Origin of the sequence: Oscillibacter sp., from assembly GCF_040505565.1 — a bacterium.
Classification (GTDB): domain Bacteria; phylum Bacillota; class Clostridia; order Oscillospirales; family Oscillospiraceae; genus Oscillibacter.
The window spans coordinates 70624-88641 of the sequence record NZ_JBEUWZ010000015.1; the positions used below are offsets into that span (position 1 = coordinate 70624).

Sequence of the window (18018 nt, forward strand, 5' to 3'; positions counted from 1 at the left end):
CTCCGCCGCTGCCGCCGAAACCACCCGGGCCTCTGGGAGGACGGTTATTGTGGTGCGGCGGACGAGGCGGGCGAGGACGGTGAGGTCTTCCCCAGAAGACCGGGTAATACATCACGGTAGGCACACCCATACCCGGCCGCATGTACCGCCGCCGATAGCGGTTGTACCGCATCCGATCCAGCAGAACCCAAATCACCAGCAGTACCAACAGCATCATAATTGCCTGCCCCAGTAGGGAGGACGCCGTGGGCTCAAAGTATCCGCTGGACTCCGAGCGATAGTCTCCGCCGATAGAGGAGTACGTATCCTGTACGGCAGGAATGTAGTTCTCCTTCACCTTGACGCCGTACCCGTGGGCCAGATACTTTGTCAGGGCGTCGAACGTACTCAAAACAGCGCCATCGTAGTTTCCCTTCACAAAGTCGGACTCCATGTTGCTGTTCATGATGCTGTTGATGGAGTCGCCCTCATTGGTGGAAAAACCTTTGCCCCAGCCTACATAATAGTCTCCGCCGGGCTGGCCTTCATAATAGTTATCCAGTGCCAACACCAGAAGAATTCCGTTGTTCCGCTCCGCGGAGCCAACGCCCAAACGGTTGAACTCCTGCGCGGCATAGTCCCCGATGTCCGTGTTTCCGGTGGTGGAGATCACCTCCACGGCAATCTGCGCCCCGGTCTGGGCAAAGAGACTGGCGTTGATGGCATCGATATGCGCGCAGGTCTGATCGGACAAAACGCTCTTCTCATCCAGCACATAAGTATAGCTTCCAACCACGCTGGTAGATGCCTCCGGCGTATTTTCGGAGGGCTTTTTCGCCTGTCCGATGGCGACGGAAATCGCCAGCGCCAGCAGCATGACGACCGCCGCCACGCCGCGTTTTTGAAAAAACTTCATGTTCTACCCCTTTTTACGGATTCCTCCGGCCTCCCTTTTTTCATATGGCCGGCGTCCTCAGATAAAGTCTGCGGCGCGCTTAATTGTGCAGCTCCATGAGCTTTTGCCTCAGCTCGCCCTCGATGCGGCCAAGCTCGGCCTCGGCGGCCTTCCGCTTAACAGCGCCGTCCCGCTGGATGTTCATAACCTCGTCCAGCGTGGAGATGAGCTGCTGGTTGGTGTGCTGCAGCGTCTCAATGTCCACCACGGACCGCTCCGACTCCTTGGCGGTGGCGATGGTCCCCATTTTCAGCATATCCGCGTTCTTTTTCAAAAGCTCGTTGGTCATATTGGTGACAGCGGACTGAGCAGCCGTGGCCTGACGGGAATGCTCCAGTCCCAGCGCCAGCACCATCTGGGACTTCCACAGGGGAATCGTGTTCACCAGCGATGATTGGATCTTCTCCACCATCATCGTATCGTTATTTTGCAGCAGACGGGTCTGGGGGCCCATCTGAACGGAGATCATGCGGGTCAGCTCCAGATCGTGAATTTTCTTTTCAAACCGCTCGCACATCTGGACCTTGTCGTTATAGGCCTGAGCGTCCTCCTGCGCACCGCTGGTCTCCGCCTTCTTACGCAGCGCCTCCAGCTCCCCGGCCCGGTACTCGTTCAGCTTCTTCTTGCCCGCCAGAATGTACATGGTCAATTCCTTATAGTACTTCAGGTTCAACTCATACATCTGGTCAAACATCGCCACGTCTTTCATCAGAGTGATCTGATGCTGCTCCAGCTCGTGGGAAATGCGGTCCACGTTGGTCTCCACCTTGGAATACTGAGCTTTCATGGTCTCCATTTTATTGCCAGCCTTTTTGAACATGCCAAGCAGTCCTTTTTTCTCCTCGTCCTCGCCAAAGCCCTTCAGCTCCACCACCAACTCGGAAAGAGACTTCCCCACATCACCCAGATCCTTGGTCTTCACGGAGCTGAGAGCGCTTTCGGAGAAGCCCGCCACATTCTTCTGGGCCGCCGCTCCGTACTGCAAGATCATATTGGAGTCAGAGATGTCAATTTTTTTGGAAAACTCCTCCACGGCCTTCTTTTCCTGATCGTTCAGAAGGCTTTCATCCATCTGAACGGGGGTGATCTCCGGCTTGGGAGCCGCCTGCGCGGGAGCGACAGGAGCGGGAGCACTTTCCAGCGTCAGCTCGGGGACGGCCTCCGCCGCTGCGGCCTGGGTAGGTTCCAAAGTAAGCTCCGGCATTATGCTGTTCTCATCAGACATTGTTTCTTCCTCCATTATTGTTCACTTAGTTGCTTTTGTTTTCAAAGGTCCAGCTTAATGTCGCCGTCGGGTGGATTCGTCTGGGCGTGGAGCTGGTCGCCCACAAGGCCCTCCCGGGCCATCATGGTCTCCAGCACCGTGATATCCGTGGAGATGTCCAGATTTTCGCTGCCGAATAGGGAGTCCAGCTGCTTTTCAAACGCCGCCACAATGGTGCGCATCATGCCCTCAACCTTGGTCAGCAGGGAGTTGATGTTCTCGCCCTCCACGCCCGCGGACGCGGCCCGGTCATAGGAGTTCAGGAGCTTTAGTGTGGTGGGCAGGTAGTAATCCATGAATTTGCGGATCTGGGGAAGCTTATCCGGGTGCTCTTTGACAAAATCAAAGATTTTTTGAGATACCTGCTCCAGCCGCACAATATCGGCAGAGATGCCGGGATCGGCGATATTGTCGTCCAGCCGCCGCATCTCGGCCAAAGCCAGACGGCCGTCCTTCAGTGCCTTGTCCAGCTCCGCATTGCCGGTGGGTTTCTCCTCCGCCGGTTTCTCCTCCGCCTTTTTCTCCGCTGCGGCGGCATTGGATGCCGCGCCTTTGCACAGCAGCGTCACACCGAAAAACACCGCCAGAGCGATGGCCGTCAGCAGCGCAAAGTGAGCGGGTTGATACAGGGGAAAAAACAGTGCGTACCCAAGGGCGGCGACAGCCACCGCGTAAAATGGGGCAACGGATTTATGGATCGTCATAAAAGGCCTCCTCGCCTCAAAATTCAATAAGTTATTATACTCCCGTTGAAAGTCCCCGGTCAAGAGAAAGCCCCCTGAAACGCCATCGTTTCAGGGGGTGTTTACAAATAATTTACGAAGGGATTCCGTAAACTCCCGCCGCAGCGTCCCAAAACAGAGGCAGCTGGGGCGGGCGGTAGGTCCACAGGACAAACACAAGCGCCAATACCCACAACGCCGCCAGGCCTGCCGCCTGCTGCCATCCGGAGGTGAACCGCCCCGTCCGTCTCAGACACAGGTCCAGCAGGAAAACTGCCGCCGCTGAAAAAACAAGCACGGCGATATCCGCCCACAGGACACGAATACCCGTGATCCCGGTATACGTGTAAAACAAAACCGGCACCAGCGCCGTTCCCATCCAGAGGGAAAGTCCCCGCGCCGCGAGAAAATTGGGAGAATCCCGAAACCACACCTCGATCATGGAGAACAGGAAGGCCGGAAAAAACAGCAACTTCATGTGTTCCCACGTGGACTCGTTCACGGCAGAGAACGCTGCCGCGACACGGTTCTGCCCCGTCCACTTCCAAAGAAAATGCAGCACCGTTCCCGCTGCCACGGTGAAGAGAAAACCGCTCAGTGCCCAAAAAAATCCACGCCGCCGCGCCGCCTTGCCCATGCTCTCGCCTCCATCCAAAAACTGCCTGTGAGGACAGTTTACGCAGAAGGCTGGGAACTATGCACTCAGGCGGGATACTTTGGAACCAGAACCACCGGCGCGTCCGTTCCGGAGTTTTCTTTGGGAAGATAGGTAAAGGAGCTGCCCGGCAGGCGCCGCACCGCCGACGCGGGCCACAGCCGCAGAAAATCCTCCACGCCAGACAGCTTCTCCAGCCCATAAGGCGCGTGACGGTAGTGCATGGGGACCACAATTTTGGGTTTCAGCGCATCGCAGACGGCTTTCGCTCCTGCGGCATCCACCGTGTACGTCCCGCCCACGGGGACCAGCACCGCGTCGCATTCGCCGATGGCGGCCAGCTGCTCCTTTGAGAGCGGATGTCCAAGATCCCCCAGATGGCAGACTCGAACGCCTCCCGCCGCAAGGACGCGGATGGTGTTCGCCCCCCGGAGCGCACCTTCTTCTCCGTCGTGGAACGAGGCCACCTCCTCCACGGAAAAGGGGCTTTCCACCTTTGGAAGCAGTTTCACTGCATCCGTGTAATTGTGGTCGTAATGGCCGTGGCTGCAAAAAACCGCATGGGCCTCCAGCTCCAGCGCCGGATAGCCGGGAACGCGGGTATAGGGATCAATAACGACTCGAAATCCATCCTGTTCCAAAAGAAAACAGGAGTGGCCCTGCCATGTGATAGTCATAAAAATGCCCTCCTTCTCACTTCTGGAATGATTATAACAAATTTATTCCACTTTGTCATCCCGCTTTTCCGGCAGCGGCTTCTGCTCGGCCTTCTGCAGGGTCTTCCGTTTCCTGCGGATCATGAAGATCCCCGCAGTCAGCACGACCGCAATCAGCAGCACCCACACCCAGGCATAGGCCAGAATCACAAGCGTACCCTGTATGAAATTCACAAACTCGTGAGCCCCCGTGGAAAGCGCCCCAACGATTCGGTCGGCAAAGCCTGCGGCGGGCTGCTCCACGTTGGAGAGTTGGTAGACCTCGCTCAGGGAAAGAGTCACCGTGGCATAGTCGATCTGAGAGTCATAGTGCTTCAAATCTCCGGAGAGGGATTCGATCTGATTCTCCGTATCGGAAATGGCGCTTTCGATGGTAATGACGTCCTCCATATCCTTTGCCTGGGAAAGAAGGGTCTGGAGCCGCTTCAGTTTTGTCTGCTGTGTCTCCAGCCGCCCCGCCGTATCGTAATACGCCTCGCTGACGTCCTCCACATTGGAATTGCTGTAGACCACATGACACAACTTTCCCGCCCGGCTGATAAACTGGTCGAATTTCTCCTGGGGAATTCGGGCGGTGTAATTCCCGTACCGGTAACCGGAGCCGCCGTAATCCACACTGCTGCTCTGCATCCAGCCGCCCAGCTCATCCACCAGAGCGGCAAGGCCTTTTGCAGCGTCATCAAACGCGGTGGTCTCCATTCTCAAATCTGCGGTATAGATGCGCTTGGCCTCATTTTCTCGGTCAGCATTACTCGCCCGGTCAGCCTGACCTGTCTGGGCCGTACTTGACAGCTCCATGCCTCCGTAGCCTTCCGTCGCCTTCCCGTCCATGGCGGGCATGGACATCTCCGTTCCGGTCTCGCCGGACGCGCCGGACGTGCTGGATGTGCCGGACGCACCGCAGCCTGCCGACAGCGTCATCAGGCAGATCAGAATCAAGAGCCCCGCAAGCTTTCTTTTCATCATTCCATCCTCCTTGTTTTTTCACCCTCCGTCTTCCAAACGGAGGTACTTGCTTCTTTAGACGCAGGGCACTTGGAAATGTTGCACGATTCCTTGCCTTTTTGCCTGAGCGGCGTTAATATAGTAATAGTAAAAGTACACGCGCGAATGCTCGCGCATCATTAGGAGGAGTCGCATCATGACATATCAGGAAGTACTGGAAAACGCCCGCACCTGTGTCGGCCCCCACTGCAAAGCCTGCCCGGTCTGCAATGGCCTGGTCTGTAAAAACACCGTTCCGGGGCCCGGAGCCAAGGGGATCGGCACCGGCTTCATCCGCAACTATCAGAAGTGGCAGGAACTGTGCGTCAACATGGACACCATCTGCGAAAACAAGCCCGTGGACACCGCCTTCAAGGTCTTCGGTCAGACCTTTGATCTGCCGGTATTTGCCGCTCCTGTCGGCGCAATGACTCTTCATTACGGCGACAAGTACGACGATCTCACCTATAATGACATTTTAGTCTCCGCCTGTGCCGCCGCAGGTATTGCCGCCTTTACCGGAGACGGCACCAATCCTGCCGTAGTAGAAGGTACGGTAAAGGCCATCGCCTCCAGCCACGGACACGGCGTGCCCACCATCAAGCCCTGGAATATGGAGCTGATTCAGCAGAAGATGGAGCTGGTCGCCACGGCGGACCCCTTTGCCGTCGCCATGGACATCGATGCCGCAGGCCTGCCCTTCCTGAAGAATTTGCAGCCCCCTGCCGGCAGCAAAACGGTGGACGAGCTGCGTGAGATTGCGGCCTGGGCAAAAAAGCCGTTCATTCTGAAGGGGATCATGACGGTGGAGGGTGCTAAGAAAGCCCTGAAAGCCGGAGCCAGCGGCATTGTAGTATCCAACCACGGTGGCCGCGTTCTGGACAACTGCCCCGCCACGGCGGAGGTTCTGCCCTCCATTGTAGACGCGGTGGGCGGTAAGTTGACCATCTTCGTGGATGGCGGCATCCGCACCGGCATGGATGTGTTCAAGGCGCTGGCTCTGGGCGCGGACGCAGTGCTCATCGGCCGTCCTTTCGTCACCATGGTGTACGGCGGCGAGGCCGAGGGCGTGCAGATCTATGTAGACAAGCTGAAGGCCGAGCTGAGCGACACTATGGCCATGTGCGGCGCCCACAGTCTATCTGATATCCGGCGGGATATGATTATGACGCCCCGCGATCTTGAAAATCTCTGATCTTCCATGAGCGCAGAAAGCGGCGGCCCCGGAACAAATTCCGGAGCCGCCGCTTTTTATCCCGTTCTCCGCCGTCACACGGTTGTTCCCGCGTCTTTCGCGGTGAAGTACACCTGGTACAGATTTCCGGTGGTGTCGTCGTCAAACTCCTCCAGATAGACGATGGAGAAATCCTGAAGGTCTTCCGGAACCTCAAAAATCAGCAGGCCCGTCCGTTCCTCATCCACCGCCAGATTATACTCCGCCTCCATCTGGTCTCCACTCACAATGGTCTCAATTGGATTGGAAAACGCGTTGTCCTGATCCTCCTTGTCATTCCACTGGGCCTGAAAGTCGGTGTCGAACATAGGGATCGTCTCGTTGAACGTGTTCTTGACCGTCAGTTCCGCCACCAGCAGCTGTCTGCCCGCTTCAGGGGTATATCCCTCATATGTATCACAGGTGAAAACACTATTGACTGTGAAGTCAAAAAACTGATCGTGCATCACATCGCCGATGCGGCCCTCTTCATATTCTTCCCCGCTTCCGCCACAGCCGGTCAGCCCCAGCATCAGGACCAACGCCATCGCCAGAATCCAATTTCTCTTTTTCATTCTCATTAACAAGTCCTCTTTTCTCTCTTCTTCTCTCTATCTCATCGCCCAGCGGTTCCGAACTCGCACCGGCAGGAGAAACAGTGTTCCTCCCCCAGGCGGCCCTCCACGGTATAGGCGTCTCTTTCTCGAAAGCCCCGGAGCGTCAAAGTCTCTCCCAGCGTGGCCTCCCGGCTATAATTCATGTACAGTTCCCGCAGCGGGGCTGCCTGCAAATCCGCAGGCAGGAAATCCCAAACGATGTCGCCGTAATTCCCGCTGTAAACGTGGCCGTTGCCGTCCAGATCGGACCAGCGGATCAGGCGGGTCCCCAGTACCTCCGTTCCCTCCTGCGGCAGGGCGATCCTGCGGCAGTCCGGGCAGTCAATCGGCTTAGGACAGGTGGTCAGAATCTTGCCCGTAAAGCTGGAGGGACGCAGAATCTTTCGCTCCGCCGGATCAACTAAAATCCACTCGCTCTTTGCGCTGACGCACACGTTTCCGCTTTCATCCGTCATCTCATACACCCGGCGCATGTGCGCCCCGTGGACGCCATCCTCCCAGGTCGACACGGTGAGCACCTCCCTGTTTTCGGGCCTGCGGTGAATCCGCAAAGCCATGCGGGACAGCAAAAATACCTGCCCTATGGCGTAAAGCCGCTGATACGTGAGTCCCCGGGCATCGTAGTCAAAGCCCGCCATCGCCGCCATCAGACTTAAAAGCTTTGCCGGTCGGACATTTTTATTCCGGTCACAGTCGGCAAAGGCAAGCTCCACCTCCCGCGCATAGCTGTTCTCCGTCTGCCATTGTTGAAACGCTCTCACAAAATCCTCTCCTTTTTATCCTTGGCCGCTCTCTGATTTTGTTTCTTCCTTCTGCCCCCATCCCTCTTCGGCGCGGGTTTCGACGACTCTCCTGCGGCGCTACGCTCCCGGGCCTGCTTCAGGTAATCCCGGCCCGCTTCCTTGGGGCTGGGGACAAAGACCTGGGCCGCGGTCTGCTTTCTGCCATGGCTTTTCACATAGAAAAAGCCGATGACGGAGAAAATGCCTGCACCGATGAAATTTACCAGCAGATCCTTCATGGTATCAATGAGGCCGATATCCAGATAGCCGCCAAGTCCCAGACTCTTTCCGTTGACGACCACATCGGTGATGTCGGGGATAGTCACCGCCCTGTTGGTTCGCGTGGCGTCTAGCGTCACGGAATGGATCGTGTGGATAATGGTGTCCTTCTGCATGTCTGTCCCAAGAAAGTAGTCGCAGCTAAACTCAAAAAACTCCCACAGCACCCCGCTGGTCATGGAGAAGCAAAACGCCGTCAGCGCCATAAACGCCGGCGACAGATCAAAGGTCAGCCGGGGATCGTCGTTCAGCAGCACCACCATGGAAAAACCCACCGCCGCGGCGAGGAAGCCGTTGAGAACATGCAAAACCGTGTCCCAGAGGGGTATGACAATATAGAACGCGTTGACCTCGCCTAAAATCTCCGACGCAAAGATAAAGCACAGCACAGAGATCTCCAGAGGAGGTGGCAGCTCAATCCGCATCCGCACCTGCACCCAGCTGGGAACATAGAGCAGCAGCAGTGTCAGCGCGCAGAAAAACGCGCTTTCATAGCTGCCCCTCCAGATTTGACGCGCCAGAGTGAAACACACCAGCACCCGAAGAAAAGAAAACACAACGAACGAGCTCTTATGCTCCCGCAGCTCCTTCCGCATGGCTTCCCTGTAATTCCGCCATTCAATCCGCCGGCGCTTTTTCTTTGGATTCATGTTCTTTACCCCCCCCCTCTCTCTGGCTGATCGCAGCCGGCTCCTCCCTACTTCCGTTCACCTCACAGGCGGCCTTACGGGCCAAAATAAAACCGGACAGGATACGCTTGGCCGGCGGGTCCCCCGTCCGTACCCCGTGCGGCGCGGCGCTTTCCGACTCCGGCATAGAATATCAGGATACCACAAAAGCACTCTGCTGACAAGAGTTGGGCGCTCCACGCGCTGGGACCCATCCTTTTCCGGCGCGGAAAAAGATGGGTCCCCAGAAGTAGGAACCGTCTCCCGTCAGGTATTGTGTTTGCCGATCGGCTCCCGCAGCAGCAGCCTTTTTAGCGCCTTGCCGTTAAACGGAATAAGCGGATACAGGTATCCCGGCCCCACCACGGGCCGGTTGGTCACAACCAGCCAAATAATCAGAAGCGTTCCCCCTATCAAGCCCCAAAAATCAAAAGCGGACGACAGAATCAAAAGCAGCATTCTCAAGAGCTTCACCGCGTACCCCATCTCAAAGCTGGGCTGGGAAAATCCGACAATGGACACGGCGGCCATATAGACCAATACCTCCGGAGTCAGCCACTTCGCCTGGACCGCGAAATCCCCCAAAACCAAGGCTCCCAGCATGGAAAACGAATTGGACAGCGCATTGGGCGTGTTGAGGCACGCCAGCTTCAAAAGATCGATCAGGAATTCCACCACCATCAGCTGTGCCAGCAGGGGCAGTGCACAGGGCTCCGGCTTCGCCAAAAAAATCAACCAGTCCGGCATACGGTTAGGTTTGTTTACCAGCAGGTACCACATCGGCGTGATAAACAGGCTCAGCAGCATCATAGTCATCCGCAGGATACGCAGATACGTCCCCACCAAAGGCGGAAAGTAAAAATCGTTGATCTCCTGAGAGTAATCAAAAAGCGTAGTGGGCAGCAGCATCACCGCCGGAGTATTGTCTACCAGCACCACAATGTTCCCCTCCAGAACCGTGGCCGCCGCCGTATCGGGCCGCTCGGTATATCGAATTTTTGGGAAGGGATTATACCATTGCTTTGGGCGGATGGCCTCCGCCAAGCTCTCCTGCCCCATGGAGAGGGAGTGAACGTCGATGCCGTCCAGCTTTCTGCGCAGCTGATCCAATAGCTTATGGTCCACCCGGTCGTCCATATAACACAATACCACGTCCGTCCGACTCCGTCCGCCCACCTTGTGACTTTCCATCGTCAGGTGCGGGTCCCGGATACGGCGGCGCAGCAGCGCCATGTTGGGAACGACAGCCTCTACAAAGCCGTCATGCGCGCCCCGCAGAACCTTCCCGTCCGCGGGTTCATCAACGCTGCGGAGGGGATAGCCTTTTGCGTCCATCAGCGCACCGCCAGAAATGCCCTCCATCAAAAGAAGCGTCTTTCCCAGCAAAACGGAGGTCGCGATGTCCACCAGATCGGACGTTACATTGGTTTCGGAAAATGTGATAAACCGGTCCGCGAAATCCTGCATTTGGGTGAATGCTCTCACCTGTTCAGGACTCAGGGACAGCCAAAATGCCCCCATTCGCTCCAAAATGGCGTCTTGACCATATCCGTCGATCACCCAGATGCGGGCTTTCCGACCGCCGATGATAAGGTCCCGCGAAACCAGATCGCAGTTGCGGCCCACGCCCAGCAGCGTGTTAATGTATCGGACATTGTCGTCGTAATGGTTTGAAAGCTGTTCCATACTGCGCCTCCCTTTCGTGGCTTAGTATGGATTTTGAACGGTAAAGTTATGTAAAAACCGCCGATACGTCAAAAAGATGTGGCTGCTCCTCTCGTACTGCGTACGGGATGGTCTGCCGACCGATTTTTGGAGGATTCGGCTATGCAAGCGGAGGTCCCGGAGCTCTCGCTCCGGGACCTTCTTATCAGCTGTTGATACAAATCTCAATTAAAAAGCATGCTCTTTTACTGGCTCACACCAGCTTTTCAAAATAGTAATAAGTCTCGTCCTCGCCGTTGGGCCGCATACAGGAGGAGAGCATTTTCCGGGACGCCTCGTTCTTTTTAAAACACTTCGCCACGATCCGCGTCAGATGGACGCCGTACAGCCCCCAGTTCGCAGCGGCGGCAAAGGCCTCCGTACCGAAGCCCCAGCCTTTGTATTCTTCCGCAATGCGGCAGCCCAGCTCCGCATCGCCCCGGTAGTTGAAGCGGTAAAGAATCGCCTCGCCGATCAGCTTTCCATCCAGCCGGATGGCGAAATTGACCGCCGCGCAATTGTGGAAATCCCGCTGGGTGACCTCATAAAAGCTCCGCTCCGTCATTGGATTGTCCAATCCCGCCACATCGTCATAACCCCACCAGCGATTCCGCTCCCCGTCCAACACCAGCGCATTGTAAGCGGGGATATCCTCCTCCGTCAGCTCAGATAGGGTAAGCCGCGCCGTCTTCAACTCGGGAATGGCTTTTACATGATACAAAAGCTCATTCTGGGGGGCAAAATGATACTTAGGGGCCAGATGATCCGGTCCGTATTGCAGCTTCGAGGTCCTCAGTCCCATGTCGGCGGCGTCGTCCTCCCGGTTGATCCAGACGGAACCTCCGCCAAAGTGCTGCGCAAACGCCTGCACCATGGTCGGATAGACTCCCACATAGGAATACAGTGCTTTCTCAATGTGTATGATAAGGGTATCACCACACCGCTCCGCCAGCGCAAGGGATATCAATTTGTCCCCATTCAGCATTCCGCCGCAGAGATACCATGGTCTATCCAACTGATCGATCATCCGTTTGGCCAGCTTCAGCTCTCCCGCTGCTCTGGGATCGTCCCCCTTGGCAAACTCTCCGCCATAATCCTCCCAAAACCGGTCAATCAGCGGCACGTCCGCCGCCGTCAGCGGCCTGAACTCCGCGTCCGGGCAGACGGTCCGGAATTTCTTGATATGGTTGCGCTGGCCGGAATACCTCCGTCCGGAAAAGGTCTGCAGATCTTCCGTTTTATACAGATAGTCCTGCCATGTGCGAACATTGCGCACCGCAGCATACGGGTAGCGCTGGAGCAGTTTGGGTGCTTTCGCCTCGGGGACCACAGAGATCACCGGTGGCATTCCATTTTCCATGCACCAGTCCTCTATTGCCGAAAGGGCCGCGTCCTCATCCCCCTCAGGACCGGGGACGGGATAATCAAACACCATCTTTTTTTCCGCCCCGTTGCGGACAATCAGGCAGCCCGCGGCTTCCGTAAAAGCAGGGAGGAGGTGCTCTCCCCACATCAGCTTCGTCCCTGTGGAATATTCACACAGCCCATAATTGCAGTTTTCATAATACCGGCGCAGAAGATCTCCGTGCTCGGCGGTGATCGGCGTAAAATTCAGCATGCACTTAAGTCCTTTCCCGGTTTGCCGGAAGTCGGTTATTCTCCCTGCAAACGCAGTCTTATGGTTTTGTTTGTATATTTTGTTAATTCCGTCACAAATTTATAAAAAGTTTTTGTATACTTTTTACCTCTTCCCCTTGACTTCACACTTTATTCATAGTATATTTTATCGAGAAATCCATTTAAGAAAGAGGGGTTATTTGTGGAAAACGAGAGAGGCAGTTGGGGAAGTAACATTGGCTTCCTGCTGGCGGCAATCGGCTCGGCCGTCGGCCTCGGCAACATTTGGGGCTTTCCATACAAGATGGGTAAATCGGGGGGATTTACCTTCTTGATCGTCTACCTGTTGTTGGCACTTTTTGTGGGCTTCACCATTATGATGGCAGAGCTGGCGCTTGGCCGTAAAACCGGCACCGGACCCATCGGCGCGTACCATGCCGTGTCCAGTCGGTTCAAGTGGATCGGTTGGCTGGCGGTCTTTTCTCCGTTCATCATCATGAGCTTCTATTCCGTGCTGGGCGGCTACTGCATCGAGTACATGGCTCTGAACCTGAGCAATCTGGCCTTCCGGAACCCGGCGATTGCCGGAGGCGACCTATTCGGCGCGATGCTGACAAATCCCTGGGGCTGCGTGGTCTACACTCTGCTGTTCATGATCATCTGCTACCTCATCAACCGCGGCGGCATCTCCGGCGGCATTGAGAAATTCAACAATGTCGGTATGCCCGCCCTGTTCGTGATGCTGGTCATCATCATCATCAAGAGTTTGTCCATGCCGGGCGCCGTCGAGGGCCTGAAGTTCATGTTCGTCCCCGGCTACGCGGTGGCGGGCGGTTTCATTGACTCCGCTCCCAGCCTCGGCACCGTCATCTCCACTGCCGGCGGGCAGATGTTCTTCTCCCTGTCCTTGGCTATGGGCGCCATGATTACCTACGGCTCCTACCTCGATAAGAAGGAGAACCTGGTCAAGAACTCCGGCATCATCGTGATCGCCGATACCACGGTCGCCATTATGGCCGGCATCGCCGTCATCCCCGCCGCCGTGGCCTATGGCATCCAGCAGGGCATTCCCGTGGGCAAGATCGCTCTGGGCGGCCCCAGCCTCCTGTTCGTCACGCTGCAAAACGTGTTCAACAGCATGGGCAGCGTCGGCGCTCTGTTCGGCGTGATCTTCTATCTGCTGGTGCTGATCGCCGCCATCTCCTCCGCCATCTCCCTGGTCGAAGTTATCGCCACGTTCTTCATGGACCGGGCGACCCAGCAGGGCAAAAAGCCCAACCGCCCCAAAACCGTTTTGATCGTCTGCCTCGCGATTATGGTGGAAGCCACTCTCGTGGCTGTGGACGGCCTCGGCTCCAACGGCGTGTGGGTCCCCGGCCAGTCTTTGGGTATCGCCGGCTGGAACGACTGCTGGCTGGACTTCATGGATATGCTCTCCGAGGGTCTTGCAATGCCTTTGGGCGCTTTGCTGATGAGCATTATGATCGGCTGGGAAATCCAGCCCAAGTCCATGCTGGATGAGATCCACTCCGGCTGCGGCACCGGCATCGACGGCTTCTTCGCCCTGTGCATGAAGCTCCTCGCTCCGCTGGGCATGCTCCTGATCCTGTCCGGGCAAATCGCATCCTTCTTCGGAGCGGGTGCCACCAGCATCGGCTATATTGCGGGCATCGTCGTCTGCGTGGTCGGTCTGGCCGCCGCGCTGACCTCTCCCAAGAAGAAAGCGGCGCTCAAAAAATAAAGGCTTTATCTTCCCCCCTGTTATCCTCCCGGAGGGCGTCGCTCGGCGCTCTCCGGGCTTTTTTGCGGTTTAATGACATTAGAATATCACAATTTTCTAAATTGTTAAGATGATATTTACCACAGTGCAAAAATTTCTCACTTCATCAGTCCTTCAGTGCCTTGCTCTCCCAGCGGCGACCCCGGTAGCGCAGGATGAACACAATGCTGCGCGCAACCCAGTCCACAAACATGGCTCCCCACATGCCCAGGACACCCATCTGAAAGGTCTTCGCCATGATGACGCCCAGTACCACCCGGAACGCCCACATGGATGCGGAGGATACAATCATGGTAAACCGGGTGTCGCCTGCGGCCCGGAGTGTCTGCGGCAGCTGAAAAGCCACGGGCCAGATCAGGATGCCGATGCCGCCGTGCAGCAGCAAAAGAATGCGTGCATAATCCGTAGCCACCGCAGAGAGATCGTAAAGCCGCAGCAGCAACGGCAGCAGCGCAAAAATCAGCAGGTTTGTCGCCAGCATGGCCGCATACCCCCAGCGCATCAGCTTGCGGGTATAGGTCCGGGCATCGGAGAACTCTCCCGCTCCCACACAGCGGGATACCACCGTGACCATTCCCAGCCCAATGGACTGGGGGGCCAGAATCTGAAAGCTTGCAATCGTGTTGGCAATGGCGTTGGCCGCCACGGACGCAGTGCCGAAGGCGGTGACCACCGAGAGCAGCAACAGCTTTCCCAGTTGGAACATGCTGCCCTCCACCCCGTTGGGCACACCCAGCAGGAGGATGTTTTTCACGATGGCCTTTTCGTGGCGGAAGGAAAACTTCTCCGGCAGATGGAGTGGAAGGGAGGGCCTTCTCAGCAGGACGACCATCGCCACCGCCGCCACCGCCCGGGATATCAAAGTCGGGATGGCAACGCCCTCCACGCCCCGGTGAAAGCCGAAAATCAGCACGCCGTTGCCCACCACGTTGATCACATTCATCCACAGGGATACCCACATGGAAATTTTAGAGTTTCCCATCACCCGGAACAGTGCCGCTCCGGCACAGTAGATGGCAAGAAACACCGTGGACGCCTCCACGATCAGGTAGTAGGTATTGGCGTATGCCGCCACGTCTGCTTCGATCTGTCCGAAGACCACACCGAGCACAAAGGTGCGGATGCAGTAGAGCAGTACGGTGATGCCCACGGCGCACTCCCCCATGAACAGCAGAAGCTGAGCGCCTGCGCGGTTGGCCTTTTCCATCTCCCTGCGCCCCATGTACTGCCCCGCCACCACCGCGCCGCCGGTGGCCAGCGCGGAAAACATACTGACCAGCAGCACATTCACCGCGTCCACCAGAGATACGGCGGAAACCGCCGCCTCGCCCACCCGGGCTACCATCAGCGAATCCGCAAGGCCCACCGTAATCGCCAGCAGCTGTTCCACTACCAGCGGGACGATCAGCTTTCGTAAGTCCAAATTTGAAAATCTTGTTGAAACCATGCCACCCATTTTGTATCTTCTCTCTAACTATTTAAAAGTCTATTCCCGCCGGATTAAGTTCCCTCAGCGGCGGGGCTGAAAGTCCCGGGGGCTGGCGTGGAACGTGGCGCGGAAGGCCCGCAAAAACGCGGAATAGTCCCCAAAGCCCGCCTGTTCCGCCGCCTTCATCACCGGCGCCCCCTGCCGCAGCAGCTCTCCCGCCAGCAGCAGCCGTTTCTGACTGATATACTGGTGGACGGTGTAGCCTGTAACCTCCTTGAATCGGTGCATCAGGTAGTACCGACTCAGAAAAAACCGCTCCGCCAGCGCGTCCACCGTCAGCGGCTGCTCTAAATTGCCGGAAATATATCGCAGAATCTCCTCGATTTTCGGATCTGAGCGGTAGGCGTCCTTATCCCGCTCCGCCGTCCGGTCTCGCAGACTGTCCCGATTCACGCCGATCAAAAGTTGCTGGCAGCAGATGTCCGCCATCCGCTTGCTGCCGTACTCCTGAGACCGAAGCGCCTCCTCCAGTTCCTGAAACCGACGCATATAATAGGGTCTGCGCTCCCTGTCCGTCCGCAGGAGATGAAACCCCCGCCGGCAGGCCAGGTCAAAGCAGGCGGACAAGGGCTCTCCAGGGTCGCTCCTTCGGTCCATCCACTCCCGCCCCAGCCATAGTACCATCCGCTCATAAGGCTCCGCCGGATCAATCACCGCCCGGTGGATCTGGTTGCGCGGCACCAGCAGCAAATCCCACGGACGAAGAAAATAGGTCACGCCCTCCACCATATAGGTCACCTTGCCGCTCAGCAGAAGAATGATCTTGTCAAATTCGTGATAGTGGTACTCCAATGTCTTCGTGCTGGTGTCCCTCAGGTGAAACAGGCGAAAATTCTCCAAAAGATATCCCCGTTTATCCGCTTCCAGTCCCTCCGGCATTGCCCGTTCCCCCCTCCGGTTATAATTCCAGTGCGATACTCCATCGCCTCGTCCCCATGGGGTAGGCGACGGACGCGCTTATAAAGGCAGCGTTAAAACTGCCTTTGTTATCATACCGCACCTTTTGCTTGCCCGCAACCACAATTATGCCAAAGCGCTGCAATTTAATGCGGCATCTTTTTTTGATTCTCACATAGAGGTCACCGTTGAATCCGGAGACGGTGTCTGCTATACTAATAAAATACGGACAAAATGAACAGGAGTGGTCATATGAGCCGCGCGGACGAGTTATTTCTTCAAAACTGCCGGGACATTCTGCAAAACGGCGTCTGGGACACGGACCAGCAGGTCCGGCCTCATTGGGAGGACGGGACTCCCGCCCATACCATCAAAAAATTCGGCATTGTAAACCGCTATGATCTCTCCGCCGAGTTCCCCATTTTGACGCTACGGCGCACCTACTGGAAGACGGCGGTGGACGAGCTTTTGTGGATCTGGCAGAAGAAGTCCAACAATGTCCGCGACCTGAACGCCAAGATCTGGGACCAGTGGGCCGATGAGACCGGGTCCATTGGGAAGGCCTACGGCTATCAGTTGGGTGTAAAGCACCAGTACCCTGAGGGAGAATTTGACCAAGTGGACCGAGTGCTGTACGATCTGAAGCACAATCCCGCCAGCCGCCGGATTCTGACAAATATTTACAATTTTCAGGATCTTCACGAAATGCACCTATACCCCTGCGCATACTCCATGACCTTCAACGTCTCCGACCGCACGCTGAATGCCATTTTGAACCAGCGCAGTCAGGACATGCTGGCCGCCAACAACTGGAATGTGGTACAGTATGCCGCTCTGGTCCATATGCTGGCGCAGGTCTCCGGCCTGAAGGCCGGGGAACTGGTCCACGTCATCGCGGATGCCCACATCTATGACCGTCACATCCCCATTATCGAAGAAATGCTGACGCAGGTGGCCACAGCCGCTCCGCGTTTTCTCTTGGACCCGTCAGTCACGGATTTTTATCAGTTCACCCGGGACAGCTTCAAACTGGAGGGGTATGTCCCCGCCCCCTTTGAGGCAAAAATCCCCATTGCTATTTGAAAGGGAGGCTTTTTCATGAACGCGATCTTATCCGCAGCGCAGGACTGGGCCATTGGGAAAGACAATCAGCTGCTGTTCCACCTGAAAGAGGACATGCGGCGCTTCCGTGTTCTCACGACCGGTGGAACGGTCATTATGGGCCGCCGGACGCTGGAATCCCTTCCCGCAGGAAAGCCGCTGCCCAACCGGCGCAACATCGTCGTCACCCACGACATGCAGTTCATCCGGGAGGGCGCGGAGATCGCCCACTGTGTAGACGCCGCTCTGCGTATGGTGGATGCCGCCGCAGACGATGTGTGGGTTATAGGGGGCGGAAGTATTTACGCATCCATGCTCTCCCGGTGCAAAAAAGTTTTCTTGACCCGCGTGGACTCCGTGGTCGAGGGCGCGGACACGTTCTTTCCCAATCTGGATAAACTGTCCTGCTGGAAAATCGTCACCCAGTCGGAGCCCATCGTAGAGGACGGGATATCCTATCGGTTTTTGGAGTATCTCAACCGAAACCTCTGAGCTTTTTGCCTCCGGGTCGGTCTCCGCTGCGCTAAGCACCCCGCCCCAGACCGGAAAATCGCGTATAGGAAACGGGTCTCCCTGCGGGGAGACCCGTTTTTGCA

The 18018-nt window shown here is 56.7% G+C and carries 17 protein-coding genes; 4 read left to right on the forward strand and 13 right to left on the reverse strand.

The window, feature by feature from the left end; genetic code table 11:
• From ABWQ15_RS08555 to ABWQ15_RS08580, 6 genes are all read right to left on the reverse strand, one after another.
• Positions 1-895: TPM domain-containing protein (locus ABWQ15_RS08555; RefSeq protein ID WP_353908347.1), on the reverse strand; the 895-nt coding region annotated here is incomplete at its 3' end.
• A gap of 79 nt (positions 896-974) precedes the next feature.
• Positions 975-2159 (reverse strand): toxic anion resistance protein, encoded by a 1185-nt coding sequence (locus ABWQ15_RS08560; RefSeq protein WP_353908348.1) that lies wholly within the window; start codon positions 2157-2159, stop codon positions 975-977.
• A 41-nt stretch (positions 2160-2200) separates the two neighbouring features.
• Positions 2201-2902, reverse strand: a complete 702-nt coding sequence (locus ABWQ15_RS08565) for a 5-bromo-4-chloroindolyl phosphate hydrolysis family protein (RefSeq protein WP_353908349.1) — start codon at positions 2900-2902, stop codon at positions 2201-2203.
• A gap of 112 nt (positions 2903-3014) precedes the next feature.
• Positions 3015-3557, reverse strand: coding sequence for a DUF6512 family protein (locus ABWQ15_RS08570; protein WP_353908350.1), 543 nt, complete (start codon positions 3555-3557; stop codon positions 3015-3017).
• A gap of 65 nt (positions 3558-3622) precedes the next feature.
• On the reverse strand, positions 3623-4252 hold the full coding sequence (locus ABWQ15_RS08575; protein ID WP_353908351.1) for an MBL fold metallo-hydrolase: 630 nt from the start codon (positions 4250-4252) through the stop codon (positions 3623-3625).
• A gap of 42 nt (positions 4253-4294) precedes the next feature.
• Positions 4295-5257, reverse strand: a complete 963-nt coding sequence (locus ABWQ15_RS08580) for a DUF4349 domain-containing protein (protein ID WP_353908352.1) — start codon at positions 5255-5257, stop codon at positions 4295-4297.
• 175 nt (positions 5258-5432) lie between these two features.
• Here ABWQ15_RS08580 and ABWQ15_RS08585 point away from each other — a divergent pair, with 175 nt between their 5' ends.
• Positions 5433-6470 carry an alpha-hydroxy-acid oxidizing protein gene (locus ABWQ15_RS08585; protein WP_353908353.1) on the forward strand — a complete coding sequence of 346 codons (1038 nt, stop codon included), beginning with the start codon at positions 5433-5435 and terminating at the stop codon, positions 6468-6470.
• A gap of 74 nt (positions 6471-6544) precedes the next feature.
• Here ABWQ15_RS08585 and ABWQ15_RS08590 read toward each other — a convergent pair whose 3' ends face one another.
• The 5 genes from ABWQ15_RS08590 to ABWQ15_RS08610 all read right to left on the reverse strand — a co-directional run bounded on the left by ABWQ15_RS08590 (position 6545) and on the right by ABWQ15_RS08610 (position 12156).
• Entirely contained in the window at positions 6545-7063 is a 519-nt protein-coding gene (locus ABWQ15_RS08590; RefSeq protein WP_353908354.1) for a DUF4352 domain-containing protein, read from the reverse strand.
• 41 nt (positions 7064-7104) lie between these two features.
• Entirely contained in the window at positions 7105-7866 is a 762-nt protein-coding gene (locus ABWQ15_RS08595) for an acyl-[acyl-carrier-protein] thioesterase (RefSeq protein WP_353908355.1), read from the reverse strand.
• Positions 7863-8816, reverse strand: a complete 954-nt coding sequence (locus ABWQ15_RS08600; protein ID WP_353908356.1) for a DUF2238 domain-containing protein — start codon at positions 8814-8816, stop codon at positions 7863-7865. The genes ABWQ15_RS08595 and ABWQ15_RS08600 overlap by 4 nt, the downstream gene beginning before the upstream one ends.
• A gap of 285 nt (positions 8817-9101) precedes the next feature.
• On the reverse strand, positions 9102-10520 hold the full coding sequence (locus ABWQ15_RS08605) for a spore germination protein (RefSeq protein WP_353908357.1): 1419 nt from the start codon (positions 10518-10520) through the stop codon (positions 9102-9104).
• A gap of 232 nt (positions 10521-10752) precedes the next feature.
• A complete protein-coding gene (locus ABWQ15_RS08610) occupies positions 10753-12156 on the reverse strand; it encodes a GNAT family N-acetyltransferase (protein ID WP_353908358.1) in 1404 nt (467 codons plus the stop codon).
• A 201-nt stretch (positions 12157-12357) separates the two neighbouring features.
• On the opposite strand from ABWQ15_RS08610, the gene ABWQ15_RS08615 reads away from it, so the two are divergent.
• A complete protein-coding gene (locus tag ABWQ15_RS08615) occupies positions 12358-13896 on the forward strand; it encodes a sodium-dependent transporter (RefSeq protein WP_353908359.1) in 1539 nt (512 codons plus the stop codon).
• 145 nt (positions 13897-14041) lie between these two features.
• Here ABWQ15_RS08615 and ABWQ15_RS08620 read toward each other — a convergent pair whose 3' ends face one another.
• Positions 14042-15358 (reverse strand): MATE family efflux transporter, encoded by a 1317-nt coding sequence (locus ABWQ15_RS08620; protein ID WP_353908360.1) that lies wholly within the window; start codon positions 15356-15358, stop codon positions 14042-14044.
• Positions 15359-15445: 87 nt separating this feature from the next.
• A complete protein-coding gene (locus ABWQ15_RS08625) occupies positions 15446-16303 on the reverse strand; it encodes a helix-turn-helix domain-containing protein (protein ID WP_353908361.1) in 858 nt (285 codons plus the stop codon).
• Positions 16304-16573: 270 nt separating this feature from the next.
• Between ABWQ15_RS08625 and thyA the strand changes: the two genes are divergently transcribed.
• Positions 16574-17404: a thymidylate synthase gene (thyA, locus tag ABWQ15_RS08630; RefSeq protein WP_353908362.1), complete on the forward strand. Its 831-nt coding sequence runs from the start codon at positions 16574-16576 to the stop codon at positions 17402-17404.
• Positions 17405-17419: 15 nt separating this feature from the next.
• Positions 17420-17914 (forward strand): dihydrofolate reductase, encoded by a 495-nt coding sequence (locus tag ABWQ15_RS08635; protein WP_353908363.1) that lies wholly within the window; start codon positions 17420-17422, stop codon positions 17912-17914.
• Positions 17915-18018: the final 104 nt, after the last annotated feature.